We start from the raw sequence: 16,048 nt of genomic DNA, 5'->3' as shown, positions 1-16,048 counted from the left end.
AATAAGGATAGACCATGAAAGAAGATATGACCGAGTTGGCGCTAGAACAGGCCAAAACAATCGATGGTCAACAGAATATTTCACCGGCATTAAGGGCGCGCCTGATGGCGCTCTCGCCGGAGCAACGTAGCAAGCTGGAAGCGGTGCTCGGTAAGAGTGAACATATTGCTATCTCTTCAATCAGCAAGACGCAGTCGACATCGCCATCCAGGGCTCCACTGTCAGTACAGCAGCAGTGGTTATGGTTATTGTCCCAGTTGGAGGGGAATAACAGCACTTATAATATTCCCGGTGGCTTTGTACTAAAGGGGACAGTAAATCAGCACCATCTGTTTCAGGCCCTCTCGCTGATGGCAAAGCGGCACTGGATGCTGCGCACTGCATTCGGTGTGGATGCGAGTGGCGAGGTGTATCAGTATCTTCTGGAGCAGAATTATGTCGATTATTGCTATCACGACCTCAGTGCGCGTCAGGTAGACATTTGTTCGGTAGAAAATCTGGATCAAGTGGCACAACCCATCCTGCAATTAGCGTTTGATCTCTATCAAGGGCCACTCTGGCGCGCCCATCTGCTGCGTTTGCGTGAGCATGAACATTTTCTGGTGCTCAGTTTCCACCATATTATTTTCGATGGCTGGTCGCTGGGGGTGTTTGTGCGTGAGCTGTTTGAAATTTATCAGCAACTGGGCGCCAATACGCTGGCGGGAGAGCCGGAAGCCAGGCTGCAATATTATGACTATGTGGCTTGGCAAAAAGCACAGTTTACGGCAGAACAGCAACAGCGTGAGCGGGTGTTTTGGCAACGCAGCTTGGTGGAAGCGCCGGTGGCGCTGGCATTGCCTGCTGACTGTGATGGGCACAGTCTCGCTCATACCGAGCAGAGTAGCACCGGGCGTTTAGTCAGTGACTTATTGCCCAATGAGATGTTACTGCAAATTAAAACACTGGCGGCGCAAGAGTCGACGACCCCCTATGCGGTGTTGATGGCGGCTTACATGGTGCTGCTGCATCGTTACACGGGGGTGGACCAGTTGACTGTGGGTACACCGGTTTCAGGACGTAGTTTGGCAGATACGCATGGACTGATAGGGCTTTTTATTAACACCTTGCCAATACGCACTCAGCTTGCTGCGGCTGACACTTTTCGCGATGTATTGCGGCAAGTGCGTGATAACAGCCTAGAGGCGTTTGCTCATGCCAACTTGCCGTTTAATCAGATTGTTGAGGCGGTGAGTTCAGAGCGTAGCGCGGTCAACCCGCCGCTGTTGCAATCCTTTTTCGCTTATCAAAATGCGATAGCGGATTTATCCGTAGATGGGGTGGATGTCAGTTACCATCATATTGAGACTGGGCGTGCAAAGTTTGATTTTTCGTTGGAGGTATTTGAAAGTCAAGGTGGTGTGGCTTGCCAGTTTGAATATAACACAGGGCTATTTTCTCATGCGCGGATTGTGGGTTTGGCCGAGCACTTTGCGACCTTGCTGGCCTCGGCGCTGAGCGAGCCGGATAGCACGATTGGTTATTTAACACTGCTGCCTGATGCAGACTATCAACAATTATTGTCACTCGCCGGTGACGTGGGTGAGAGAACGCTGACGACATTACCGGCACTGTTTGAAGCACAACTGAAGGGGTGTGCTGACACGATAGCGTTGCGTTACGGCGACAACACCCTGACCTATGGTGAGTTGAATCTACGCGCTAACCGGTTGGCGCATCGGCTGATTGAGCAGGGCGTGGCGCCAGAACAGCGGGTGGCACTGTGTGCCGAACGCAGTATTGAGTTGATCGTGGCGATGTTGGCGATTTTAAAAGCTGGCGGTGTCTATGTACCGTTAGATCCGGCTTATCCCACTGAACGGCTGCGTTACATTTTGCAGGATGCGGAACCGCTGCTATTACTGGCCGATGAACACGGTATTGCGGCGTTGGAGCCACACGATGTCCCGACATTGCTACTGGAGCCGGCGCTGTTTGACCGTGGTAATCAGCTTGATCCGGTTATTCCAACCCTGACTGCAAGCAATCTGGCCTACCTGATCTACACCTCTGGTTCTACCGGACAGCCGAAAGGGGTGATGATTGAACATCACAGCTTGGTTAATCTTATTGTGGCACAAGCGGAAACCTTTAGTGTCACAGCACAAAGTCGAGTACTGCAGTTTGCTTCATTCAGTTTTGATGCGGCGGTATGGGAATGGGCAATTGCCTTATGCCATGGAGCGACACTCTGTCTGGCTGCACGCGAAGCGTTGCTACCGGGGGAACCGTTAATGCACACACTGAAGTGTAACCAGATCAGTCATGTACTGTTGCCCCCATCTGCTTTGCGTTATTTAGACAGAGACGCCCTTCCCGATTCACTGTTGCTCGTTGTGGGGGGAGAAGCCTGCCCAGTTGCGTTGGCGCAACACTGGTCGCAACGGCAGCGTCTTTTCAATGCCTACGGCCCGACTGAAACCACGGTATGTGCGTCGATCTATCCGTGCTTAGCATCGTGTCATGATCCGTTACCGATTGGTAAGCCGATCGCCAATACTCAAATCTATATTCTGGATCAACGGCAACAACTGGTGCCACTCGGTGCAACCGGTGAGATCTACATTGGTGGTGCTGGTGTGGCGCGTGGCTACTTCAAACGCGCTGATTTAACTGCCGAACGTTTTTTACCGGATCCGTTCAGTACCGAACCGGGCGCGCGCATGTATCGCAGTGGTGATTTAGGCCGCTGGCGCGCCGACGGGCATCTGGAGTACTTAGGGCGCAACGATGAACAGGTGAAGATGCGTGGCTTCCGGATTGAGCCGGGTGAAATCGCAGCACAACTGCAGAGTCACCCCTCGGTACGTGACGCAGTGGTGGTGGCACAGGGCGAATCGAGTGCCTTGCAACTGGTGGCCTACTTCATTGCACAACAAGAGAGTTCAGTAACTGAGCTGCGTGAATACCTGGCTGCACGGCTGCCGGACTATATGGTGCCTGCCGCTTATGTGCCGATGGCTGAATTACCGCTAACGCCGAATGGCAAACTGGATAAACGCGCCTTGCCAGTACCGGATCAGCAAGCATTTGCTCGGGCAGAATATCAAGCACCGCAAGGGCAATTGGAGTGTACGCTGGCGGCGATCTGGTGTGAATTGTTAGGGGTTGAACAGGTCAGTCGCCACGATAACTTTTTCGCGCTCGGTGGTCACTCGTTGTTGGTGGTGAAACTGTGTGATCTGATCAACCGGCGGTTAGGCAAAACAGTGCCGGTAAGCCAGGTATTTTCGAGTAGCACATTGACCGCACTGGCAGCAGCGTTGCAGGGCGAAGGGGATAACGAAGAAGGGGACGAGCAGTTGATGGAGCTGGATAAGCAACTGCCTGTGATGCATTTTATCCCTGCGCCACAAGTGGCATTTGAGCAGGTTCTGCTCACCGGTGCGGCCGGCTTCTTCGGTATCTATCTGTTAGCCGAAATTCAGCAGCGTTATCCGCAGGCGACAGTGCACTGTCTGGTGCGTGGCGATAACGGGCTGCAACGGTTGCGTCAGGCCGCAGTGCGTTACCAGCTCACGTTGGATGAAGCACGGCTTACGCTGCTGTCCGGTGATTTGAGTCAGCCACGGTTAGGGTTATCTGCCGGTCAGTGGTGTGATTTAGCTGAACAGGTTGATGTTATTTACCACTGTGGTGCTTGGGTGAACCACCTTTACAGTTACAGCGCATTGCGTGCCAGCAATGTACAGAGCACCACCGAGCTGTTAGCACTGTGCTGCCAAGGTCGCGCGAAGCAGTTGTTCTATATCTCGACCCTCTCGGCGGCACAGCAACAGGGTGATCGGCTGTGTGAAGCGACGATTGCTGCGCATTGCCCGAGCACTAACGGTTATGTACAGAGCAAGTGGGTGTGTGAGCAGTTGATGATGCAAGCGTTTGCTGCCGGGTTGACGGGGGCGATTTACCGCATGGGCAATATTACCGGTTCAACCGCGCACGGTGTCTCGAATGTAGAACACAACCATACCCTGAGCCTGATCAAAGGCTGTGTGCAGATGGGGGCTGCACCCGATTGGGGTGACGTGATGCTGGATATCAGCCCGGTGGATATTTTGGCACGGCTGACCATCGCGGCGAGTGGGCAAACGGATTATCTCAACCGGGCGCTGAATTTGGGGTATTTGAGTACGCTGAGTGGGCGTGATTTGCTGCTTTACCTGATCAGCAAAGGGCATCCGATCAGCTTTGTGGCACCGGAGATCTGGTCGACGGAGTGGGTTGCACAACTGGATGAAGCGAATGCGCTCTATCCGTTTAAATCACTCTACCTTTCACCGCCTGATGAAGTGACCCAACAGCCGCTGGAAGTGGTGGAGAAAGTACTGGTCGATAGCGAATTGGTGCCATTTGATCTGAATGCGTTATTGGAAACATATTACCGCTATTGGCGGCAATCGGGTTTTATCCCGGCACCTCAGTATCAACAGGATGAGGTTGTACAGCAGCAAGCAACAATTGAAGTATAGAAAGTGATGTGGTGACCAGTCCCCTCCCCTTGATAAGGGGAGGGTTAGGGTGGGGTTTTAACGCATTTGATTATGTGAAATACCTCCCTCCCAGCTTACCCCTTCTCAGGGGAGAGCTAGGCGGTTCTTTTGCTTTGATAAGGGGAAAAACATAAACACACGCTCAGGTCAAACACTGTTTTTGGTTAAAAAGCGTTCGTGATCTCACCTTAAGGGGGGTATGCGGTAATATTTTTTGAAATTCAGATTGTGTTATTGAACATCGTGCTGTGATGGTGAACTGGAAAGCAAACTCTAAAATCAAACGAAAATATATTTTTGAATAAAAATAATTTTATTGATTTTTTTGTTTTTTAAAGTTTCATGAATATAGTGCGTGCTGAGTGGAGTTATTTGCTTTCGTTATTTTTTATTTTTCTTTTTAATGGCGCTTAAACTTCGGAGTTAATTTTTATGAGAAATTAACGTAAAGGTGTGCATTTAATTAATTCTCCTATGCCGTTTTTTGTGTATTACTGGTCAGTGTGTCTGATTAATATTCATTTTGCTGTTTTAATGGGGTTTTATTGATTTTCGATGGGTTGTGATGACGGCTGTTTGGGAATGTTAACTAACAGAACATAAGGATAGACCATGAAAGAAGATGTGACCGACTTGGCGCTAGAACAGGCCAAAACAATCGATAGTCAACAGAATATTTCACCGGCATTAAGGGCGCGCCTGATGGCGCTCTCGCTGGAGCAACGTAGCAAGCTGGAAGCGGTGCTCGGTAAGAGTGAACATATTGCTATCTCTTCAATCAGCAAGACGCAGTCGACATCGCCATCCAGGGCTCCACTGTCAGTACAGCAGCAGTGGTTATGGTTATTGTCCCAGTTGGAGGGGAATAACAGCACTTATAATATTCCCGGTGGCTTTGTACTAAAGGGGACAGTAAATCAGCACCATCTGTTTCAGGCCCTCTCGCTGATGGCAAAGCGGCACTGGATGCTGCGCACTGCATTCGGTGTGGATGCGAGTGGCGAGGTGTATCAGTATCTTCTGGAGCAGAATTATGTCGATTATTGCTATCACGACCTCAGTGCGCGTCAGGTAGACATTTGTTCGGTAGAAAATCTGGATCAAGTGGCACAACCCATCCTGCAATTAGCGTTTGATCTCTATCAAGGGCCACTCTGGCGCGCCCATCTGCTGCGTTTGCGTGAGCATGAACATTTTCTGGTGCTCAGTTTCCACCATATTATTTTCGATGGCTGGTCGCTGGGGGTGTTTGTGCGTGAGCTGTTTGAAATTTATCAGCAACTGGGCGCCAATACGCTGGCGGGAGAGCCGGAAGCCAGGCTGCAATATTATGACTATGTGGCTTGGCAAAAAGCACAGTTTACGGCAGAACAGCAACAGCGTGAGCGGGTGTTTTGGCAACGCAGCTTGGTGGAAGCGCCGGTGGCGCTGGCATTGCCTGCTGACTGTGATGGGCACAGTCTCGCTCATACCGAGCAGAGTAGCACCGGGCGTTTAGTCAGTGACTTATTGCCCAATGAGATGTTACTGCAAATTAAAACACTGGCGGCGCAAGAGTCGACGACCCCCTATGCGGTGTTGATGGCGGCTTACATGGTGCTGCTGCATCGTTACACGGGGGTGGACCAGTTGACTGTGGGTACACCGGTTTCAGGACGTAGTTTGGCAGATACGCATGGACTGATAGGGCTTTTTATTAACACCTTGCCAATACGCACTCAGCTTGCTGCGGCTGACACTTTTCGCGATGTATTGCGGCAAGTGCGTGATAACAGCCTAGAGGCGTTTGCTCATGCCAACTTGCCGTTTAATCAGATTGTTGAGGCGGTGAGTTCAGAGCGTAGCGCGGTCAACCCGCCGCTGTTGCAATCCTTTTTCGCTTATCAAAATGCGATAGCGGATTTATCCGTAGATGGGGTGGATGTCAGTTACCATCATATTGAGACTGGGCGTGCAAAGTTTGATTTTTCGTTGGAGGTATTTGAAAGTCAAGGTGGTGTGGCTTGCCAGTTTGAATATAACACAGGGCTATTTTCTCATGCGCGGATTGTGGGTTTGGCCGAGCACTTTGCGACCTTGCTGGCCTCGGCGCTGAGCGAGCCGGATAGCACGATTGGTTATTTAACACTGCTGCCTGATGCAGACTATCAACAATTATTGTCACTCGCCGGTGACGTGGGTGAGAGAACGCTGACCACATTACCGGCACTGTTTGAAGCACAACTGAAGGGGTGTGCTGACACGATAGCGTTACGTTACGGCGACAACACCCTGACTTATGGTGAGCTAAATCTACGCGCTAACCGGTTAGCGCATCGGCTGATTGAGCAGGGCGTGGCGCCAGAACAGCGGGTAGCACTGTGTGCTGAACGCAGTATCGAGTTGATCGTGGCGATGTTGGCGATTTTAAAAGCCGGTGGTGTCTACATGCCGTTAGATCCGGCTTATCCGGGGGAACGGCTGCGCTACATTTTGCAGGATGCCGAACCGCTGCTATTACTGGCCGATGAACGCGGTATGGCAGCGTTGGGTCAACATACGATACCGACGTGGTTACTGGAAACGGCTCTGTTTGACAGCGGCAGCGATCACAATCCCGAAGTTCCTCATTTCATACCAAGTAACTTAGCCTATCTGATCTACACCTCTGGTTCGACCGGCCAACCGAAAGGGGTGATGGTGGAGCATCGACAAATTGTCAATTTGGTAATGGCAACGGGAAACACGCTGTCAACACAGGGTGTGGATCTGGCGCGAGGGGTAATGAATGCCAGCATCATGTTTGATGCCAGTTGGGACGAGTTAGCGGTGCTGTTTCATGGTGGCGAACTGATCCTGACCGCCAGTGAAGATAAGTACGATGCCAACCAGTTGGTTCAGCATCTGGTTAAGCAAAAGGTGAATTACTTCAGTGGCACACCGTCACAACTGGAAGGGGTGCTGAATGCCGGCTTAGCGCAATCTCTGCGGCAAAAAATGGTGGTATTGGTGGGAGGCGAGCCGATCTCATCAGCAATTTGGCATCGTTTACAGCAGATCGATAACCTGCGTGTGCTGAATGTATATGGCCCGACAGAAGCCACTGTGGATGCCACCTTGGCGATGATCGAAGCGGGTGATTTAACTGAACCAGTGATTGGTCTCCCGATAGCCAATAGCCGCATTTATGTTCTGGATCAACGGCAACAACTGGTGCCGCTTGGTGCAACCGGTGAGATCTACATTGGTGGTGCTGGTGTGGCACGCGGCTACTTCAAACGCGCTGATTTAACTGCCGAACGCTTCCTGCCGGATCCATTCAGTGTTGAACCGGGTGCGCGCATGTATCGCAGTGGAGATTTAGGCCGCTGGCGTGCAGACGGGCAACTGGAGTACTTGGGGCGCAACGATGAACAGGTGAAGATCCGTGGCTTCCGCATTGAGCCAGGTGAAATCGCGGCACAACTGCAGAGTCATCCCTCGGTGCGTGACGCAGTGGTGGTGGCACAGGGCGAACCGAGTGCCTTGCAACTGGTGGCCTACTTCATTGCACAACAAGAGAGTTCAGTAACCGAGCTGCGTGAATATCTGGCTGCGCGTCTACCGGACTATATGGTGCCAGTTGCTTATATGCCGATGGCTGAATTACCACTAACACCGAATGGCAAACTGGATAAACGCGCCTTACCGGCGCCGGATGAACAGGCATTTGCCCGGGCAGAGTATCAGGCACCGCAAGGGCAATTGGAGTGTACGCTGGCAGCGATCTGGTGTGAATTGTTAGGCGTTGAACAGGTCAGTCGCCACGATAACTTCTTCGCGCTCGGTGGTCACTCGCTATTAATTGTTACCCTGATAGAGCGGCTACGGTTACAGGGATTAAGCCTGGCGGTAAGCAAGGTATTTACTGCGCCGACACTGGCAGCGATGGCGGCAGCGCTAGGCGATACTAAACACCAGACGCATGTGATCCCGGCCAACGCGATCCCGCTAAATTGTAGCGCGATCACCCCTGAGATGCTGCCGTTGATTAGTTTGCAACAAGCAGAAATTGACTGCATTGCAGCGCGCGTAGCCGGTGGTATGGCGAATATTCAGGATATCTATCCGTTGGCACCGTTACAGGAAGGGATCCTGTTCCATTATCTGCTCGACAAGGAAGATGATCTCTATTTGGGATATGTCTTACTCGCCTTTGAGCATCGCCAACAGTTGGACAGCTTCTTAACTGCCTTCCAGCAGGTGATCGACCGTCACGATATTTTGCGTAGCGCAATACAGTGGCAGGATTTATCACAACCGGTGCAGGTGGTGTATCGCCAGGCTCGCTTACCGGTGATGACTCTTGAGATCAGCACACAACAGGATGCTGTAGCGCAACTACGGGCACATTGCGACCCACGCCATCATCGTTTGGATGTGACTCAGGCACCGCTCTTTTCCGCTACCATCGCACAAGATCCTCACTCCGGTGAGTGGCTATTAGCTCTGTTGCAGCACCATTTGGTGCAAGATCATCTCTCACTGGAGATTATGTTGCGTGAAATTCGTGCCTTCATGACTCATCAGGGAGAAACATTGCCCCCAGCGCTGCCTTTCCGAGAGTTCGTTGCTCAGGTTCACGCAATACCGCAATCGGTGCATCAGGCCTACTTTCAGCAGCAGCTAGGCGATTTGGAACAACCCACCACACCGTTTGGTTTGCTGGATGTACAACATGATGGCAGTACAGACAAAGAGGTCTTAGTGCTGGATCCAGTGTTGACGCAATCGGTGCGCGAGACTGCGCGTCAGCACGGCGTGAGTGCTGCGGTGCTGTTTCATGTTGTCTGGGCACAGTTGTTGGCGCAGTGCAGTGGTCAGGATGATGTGGTGTTCGGTACGGTACTGATGGGGCGCTCACAGGGGGTGAGCGGTGCAGATCAGGTGTTAGGGCTGTTTATTAACACCTTGCCGATACGGATAAAACTGGGTGAGCGCAGTGTAGGTCAAGTGGTGCAGGAGACCTACCAGCGGTTGAGTGAGTTGCTGGAGCACGAGCAGGCACCGTTGGCTCTTGCTCAGCAGTGTAGTGGCATCATGGCCCCCCTGCCGTTATTTAATAGTCTATTCAACTATCGCTATAGCGATGGTTATGACGCCGAGGACTGGCTAGGGATCCGTATTCTGGATGTCGAGGAGCGAGGCAATTACCCACTGGCTCTCTCTGTTGATGATATGACGCAAAATTTCACACTGACCGCGCAAAGTAGCGGAGGTGTTGCTGCCAAACGCCTGACGGCGTATGTCGAGATAGGACTGAGACAACTGTTGGCAACGCTAGGTAGTCACCCAGAACAGCCGATTTGGCAAGTGAATATCCTGCCTATCGATGAACGGCAACATCTGCTGGAATTGAACCCAACAGTTACCCCCTACCTCGAGCCTAGTCTGCTCCAACAGTTGTTTGAGCAGCAAGTGGCTCACTTTCCTGAGGCGATAGCGTTACGTTACGGCGACAACATCCTGACTTATGGTGAGTTGAATCTACGTGCTAACCGGCTAGCACATCGACTGATTGAACAGGGCGTGGCGCCAGAACAGCGGGTGGCACTGTGTGCTGAACGCAGTATTGAGTTGATCGTGGCGATGTTGGCGATTTTAAAAGCCGGTGGAGCCTACGTGCCGTTAGATCCGGCTTATCCGGGGGAACGGCTGCGCTACATTTTGCAGGATGCCGAACCGCTGCTATTACTGGCCGATGAACGCGGTATGGCAGCGTTGGGTCAACATGCGATACCGACGTGGTTACTGGAAACGGCGCTGTTTGACGGTGGTAATCAGTGTGATCCTATTATTCCAACCCTGACAGCCAGCAATCTGGCTTACCTGATCTACACCTCTGGCTCAACCGGCCAACCGAAAGGGGTGATGGTGGAGCATCAACAAATCGTCAACTTTATGGTTGCGAGTAGCGGGATGCTATCAGACACCCTAGCGCAACCAGTTTCTGGATTGATGAACATCAGCATGATGTTTGATGCCAGTTGGGAAGAGCTGGCGCTGTTGTTCTGTGGAGGGGAGTTAATACTGACTGCGAAAGTGAGTTATGAACCGACAAAAATTGTGGCATCGCTGTCAGAGGAACGCATCAACCGCTTCTGTTGCACGCCTTCACAGTTGGAGGGGTTATTGAATGCAGGTTTAATAGAACAACGCACAACACCACTGTTAGTCACGGTGGGTGGCGAAGCGCTCCCTCCGGCGTTATGGCAGCGTTTACAACAGGCAAAAAAACTGTTTGTGATGAATAGCTACGGCCCAACCGAAACAACAGTGGTAGCGACACGGGCGTTGCTTGAAACCGATGGGTCATCTGAACCCGTGATCGGTCGCCCGATAGCCAATACGCGTGTTTATGTTCTGGATCAACGGCAACAACTGGTGCCACTCGGTGCAATGGGTGAGATCTACATTGGCGGTGCCGGTGTGGCACGCGGCTACTTCAAACGCGCTGATTTAACTGCCGAACGTTTTTTACCGGATCCGTTCAATGCCGAACCGGGTGCGCGCATGTACCGCAGCGGGGATTTAGGCCGCTGGCGTGCAGACGGGCAACTGGAGTACTTAGGACGCAATGATGAACAGGTGAAGATCCGTGGCTTCCGCATTGAGCCGGGTGAAATCGCGGCACAACTGCAGAGCCATCCCTCGGTGCGTGACGCAGTGGTAGTGGCACAGGGTGAATCGAGTACTCTGCAACTGGTGGCCTACTTTATTGCACAACAAGAGAGTTTAGTAACTGAGCTGCGTGAATACCTAGCTGCACGGCTGCCGGACTATATGGTGCCTGCTGCTTATGTGCCTATCACGCAATTCCCATTAACCCCAAATGGCAAACTGGATAAACGCGCGTTACCGGCGCCGGATGAACAGGCATTTGCCCGGGCGGAATATCAGGCACCAGAAGGGGAACTGGAACAACGGTTAGCAGAAATTTGGTGTGAACTGCTGGGTGTGGAACGTGTGGGACGCCACGATAACTTCTTCGCGCTCGGCGGTCACTCGTTGCTGGCGGTGCGGCTCTGTAGCCAGGTACAACAGCGATTGGGGGTCTCGTTAACGGTGGCGGCTCTGTTTAGTCACAGCACTTTGGCGGCGTTAGCTACCGTCATCGCGGAGTTGCCGCAAGAGACCCTGCCTGACATCACACGCCTTTCACGCGACCAGCATTTACCGCTGTCATTTGCCCAGCAGCGGCTCTGGTTTCTGTGGCAGATGGAGGGGCCATCGGCGACTTACAATATCCCTGCCCTGTTCCATTTACACGGTGAACTCCGGCGTGATGCGCTGATTGCCAGCCTGAATGCGCTGTATGCGCGTTATGAGGCCTGGCGCTCAATTTTTGTGCTTAACTCTGCGGGTGAAGGCGAGGTGGTGCTGTTGTCACCTGAATCGGGTGTGCCACTGTGTGAACATGACCTGTCCACTTCAGCGGATACGCAACAGGCATTGGCACAATTGAGTGAGCAGGAGGCGCATCAGCCATTTGACCTGAGTCAGGGGCCACTGGTACGCGCCCGGTTAGTGAAGGTGGCTGAACAGCAGTGGGCACTGCTGCTAACCCAGCATCACATTATCTCTGATGGCTGGTCGATCGGGGTGATTTGCCAGGAACTGGCACAGCTCTACAACGGCTACAGCCAAGGTGATGCTGTGGTATTACCCGCTCGCGCGATTGATTATCCGGACTACGCCGCTTGGCAGCGCCAGTGGTTATCGGGTGAGCGGTTGAAACAACAAGCGGATTACTGGTACCAGCAGTTGCAGGGGGCGCCAGAGTTACTCACCCTGCCAACTGACTTCCCACGCCCAGTTGAGCAGTCCTATCACGGTGATGCGGTGTCATTTAGCTTCGACGCCCGTTTGAGCGAACAGATACGGCAGTTTAGCCGCCAACAGGGGATCACGCCGTTTATGTTATTGCTGGCGGCTTGGTCAGTGGTGCTGACACGGCTCGCGGGGCAGCAGGAAGTGGTGATCGGCAGCCCGGTGGCGAACCGAGGGCGCAGCGAGTTGGAAGGGGTGGTGGGTTTCTTTGCCAATACGTTAGCGCTACGTATTAACGTCGCTGCGATGAGCGATGCGCAGCATTTGCTGCACCAAGTGCGTGACCAGGTGATACAGGCGCAAGCACACCAGGATTTACCGTTTGAGCAGGTGGTTGAGCGGCTGAATCCGACACGTCAGCGCGGTTATGCACCGTTGTTCCAAGCATTATTGAGCTGGCAAGAGCGTGAGGTGTTACCTAAGTTTGATGGGATTACGGTCGAGCTCGGCGAGAGCAATTATCAGCGGGTGAAATTTGACCTTGAGCTGGGGTTGAGTGACGGTGCTGATGGGTTGATCCACGGTCAATTGGGTTATGCCCAAGCCCTGTTTAGCGAACAGAGTATTGAGCGCCATATTGGCTATTTACAGCGGGTGTTAACGGCGATGGTGAATGAGGCAAACCAGCCGCTGTCGGCGATCGGTTTGCTCTCGGTACAACAGCAACAGGACATGTTGTCACTGGGGCGCGGTAACCAGGAGCCAGTTACTGCAACGACACTTCCCGCACTGTTTGCCGCGCAATTGGCTGAACATAGCGAGGCGATAGCATTACGTTATGGCGACAACAGTTTGACCTATGGTGAGTTGAATCTACGCGCTAACCGGTTGGCGCATCGGCTGATTGAACAGGGCGTGGTTCCTGAGCAGCGGGTGGCACTGTGTGCTGAACGCAGTATTGAGTTGATCGTGGCGATGTTGGCGATTTTAAAAGCCGGTGGAGCCTACGTGCCGTTAGATCCGGCTTATCCGGGGGAACGGCTGCGCTACATTTTGCAGGATGCCGAACCGCTGCTATTACTGGCCGATGAACGCGGTATGGCAGCGTTGGGTCAACATGCGATACCGACGTGGTTACTGGAAACGGCGCTGTTTGACGGTGGTAATCAGTGTGATCCTATTATTCCAACCCTGACAGCCAGCAATCTGGCTTACCTGATCTACACCTCTGGCTCAACCGGCCAACCGAAAGGGGTGATGGTGGAGCATCAACAAATCGTCAACTTTATGGTTGCGAGTAGCGGGATGCTATCAGACACCCTAGCGCAACCAGTTTCTGGATTGATGAACATCAGCATGATGTTTGATGCCAGTTGGGAAGAGCTGGCGCTGTTGTTCTGTGGAGGGGAGTTAATACTGACTGCGAAAGTGAGTTATGAACCGACAAAAATTGTGGCATCGCTGTCAGAGGAACGCATCAACCGCTTCTGTTGCACGCCTTCACAGTTGGAGGGGTTATTGAATGCAGGTTTAATAGAACAACGCACAACACCACTGTTAGTCACGGTGGGTGGCGAAGCGCTCCCTCCGGCGTTATGGCAGCGTTTACAACAGGCAAAAAAACTGTTTGTGATGAATAGCTACGGCCCAACCGAAACAACAGTGGTAGCGACACGGGCGTTGCTTGAAACCGATGGGTCATCTGAACCCGTGATCGGTCGCCCGATAGCCAATACGCGTGTTTATGTTCTGGATCAACGGCAACAACTGGTGCCACTCGGTGCAATGGGTGAGATCTACATTGGCGGTGCCGGTGTGGCACGTGGCTACTTCAAACGCGCCGATTTAACTGCAGAACGCTTCCTGCCTGATCCGTTCAGTACCGAACCGGGTGCGCGCATGTACCGCAGTGGAGATTTAGGCCGCTGGCGCGCAGACGGGCAACTGGAGTACTTAGGGCGCAACGATGAACAGGTGAAGATCCGTGGCTTCCGCATTGAGCCAGGTGAAATCGCGGCACAACTGCAGAGTCATCCCTCGGTGCGTGACGCAGTGGTGGTGGCCCAGGGCGAACCGAGTGCCTTGCAACTGGTGGCGTATCTAATAGCCCACGCCGAGCACACTGTAGATGCTGCCGAATTACGCAACTATTTAGCACAACGGCTGCCGGACTATATGGTGCCTGCCGCTTATGTGCCGATGGCTGAATTACCGCTAACGCCCAATGGCAAACTGGATAAACGCGCCTTACCGGCGCCGGATGAACAGGCATTTGCTCGGGCAGAATATCAAGCACCGCAAGGGCAATTGGAGTGTACGCTGGCGGCGATCTGGTGTGAATTGTTAGGCGTTGAACAGGTCAGTCGCCACGATAACTTCTTCGCGCTCGGTGGTCACTCGTTGTTGGTGGTGAAACTGTGTGATCTGATCAACCGGCGGTTAGGCAAAACAGTGCCGGTAAGCCAGGTATTTTCGAGTAGCACTTTGACCGCACTGGCAGCAGCGTTGCAGGGCGAAGGGGATAACGAAGAAGGGGACGAGCAGTTGATGGAGCTGGATAAGCAACTGCCTGCGATGCATTTTATCCCTGCGCCACAAGTGGCATTTGAGCAGGTTCTGCTTACCGGTGCGGCCGGCTTCTTCGGCATCTATCTGTTAGCCGAAATTCAGCAGCGTTATCCGCAGGCGACAGTGCACTGTCTGGTGCGTGGCGATAACGGGCTGCAACGGTTGCGTCAGGCCGCAGCACGTTACCAGCTCACGTTGGATGAAGCACGGCTTACAGTGCTGTCCGGTGATTTGAGTCAGCCACGGTTAGGGTTATCTGCCGGTCAGTGGTGTGATTTAGCTGAACAGGTTGATGTTATTTACCACTGTGGTGCCTGGGTGAACCACCTTTACAGTTACAGCGCGTTACGTGCCAGCAATGTAGCGAGTACGCGTGAGTTGCTGGGGTTGTGTTGCCAAGGTCGCGCGAAGCAGTTGTTCTATATCTCTACCCTCTCGGCGGCACAGCAACAGGGTGATCGGCTGTGTGAGGCGACGGTTGCTGCGCATTGCCCGAGCGCTAACGGTTATGTACAGAGCAAGTGGGTGTGTGAGCAGTTGATGATGCAAGCGTTTGCTGCCGGGTTGACGGGGGCGATTTACCGCATGGGCAATATTACCGGTTCAACCGTGCACGGTGTCTCGAATGTAGAACACAACCATACCCTGAGCCTGATCAAAGGCTGTGTACAGATGGGCGTTGCACCCGATTGGGGTGACGTGATGCTGGATATCAGCCCGGTAGATATTTTGGCACGGCTGACCATCGCGGCGCGTGGGCAAGCGGATTATCTCAACCGGGCACTGAATTTGGGGTATTTGAGTACGCTGAGTGGGCGTGATTTGCTGCTTTACCTGATCAGCAAAGGGCATCCGATCAGCTTTGTGGCACCGGAGATCTGGTCGACAGAGTGGGTTGCACAACTGGATGAAGCGAATGCGCTCTATCCGTTTAAATCACTCTACCTTGCCCCGCCTGATGAAGTGACCCAACAGTCGCTGGAGGTGGTGGAGAAAGTACTGGTCGATAGCGAATTGGTGCCATTTGATCTGAATGCGTTATTGGAAACATATTACCGCTATTGGCGGCAATCCGGTTTTATGCCGGTGCCAAACGATATACAAGGGCACGGTGGTGTCACTATTATGGAGGAGGCGGTTGAAATATAACGCGGTGTTTTTAA

2 protein-coding genes are annotated in these 16,048 nt (G+C 52.8%); both read left to right on the top strand.

The features are described from left to right. The first annotated feature begins 14 nt into the window (after window positions 1–14). Entirely contained in the window at window positions 15–4,508 is a 4,494-nt protein-coding gene (locus EOJ37_RS01385; protein ID WP_127956884.1) for a non-ribosomal peptide synthetase family protein, read from the top strand. Between the two features lie 633 nt (window positions 4,509–5,141). Then, complete coding sequence (locus EOJ37_RS01380; protein WP_127956882.1) at window positions 5,142–16,034, top strand: non-ribosomal peptide synthetase; 10,893 nt, start codon at window positions 5,142–5,144, stop codon at window positions 16,032–16,034. The last annotated feature ends 14 nt before the right edge of the window (window positions 16,035–16,048 follow it).

Source organism: Serratia microhaemolytica, assembly GCF_004011885.1.
Lineage (GTDB): Bacteria > Pseudomonadota > Gammaproteobacteria > Enterobacterales > Enterobacteriaceae > Serratia_G > Serratia_G microhaemolytica.
This window is presented reverse-complemented; position numbering and strand designations above follow the sequence as displayed.

What these genes read in the sequence shown, in the direction of transcription:
- EOJ37_RS01385 (WP_127956884.1), top strand. Translation starts at nt 15, where the DNA reads ATGAAAGAAGATATGACCGAGTTGGCGCTAGAACAGGCCAAAACAATC.
- EOJ37_RS01380 (WP_127956882.1), top strand. Translation starts at nt 5,142, where the DNA reads ATGAAAGAAGATGTGACCGACTTGGCGCTAGAACAGGCCAAAACAATC.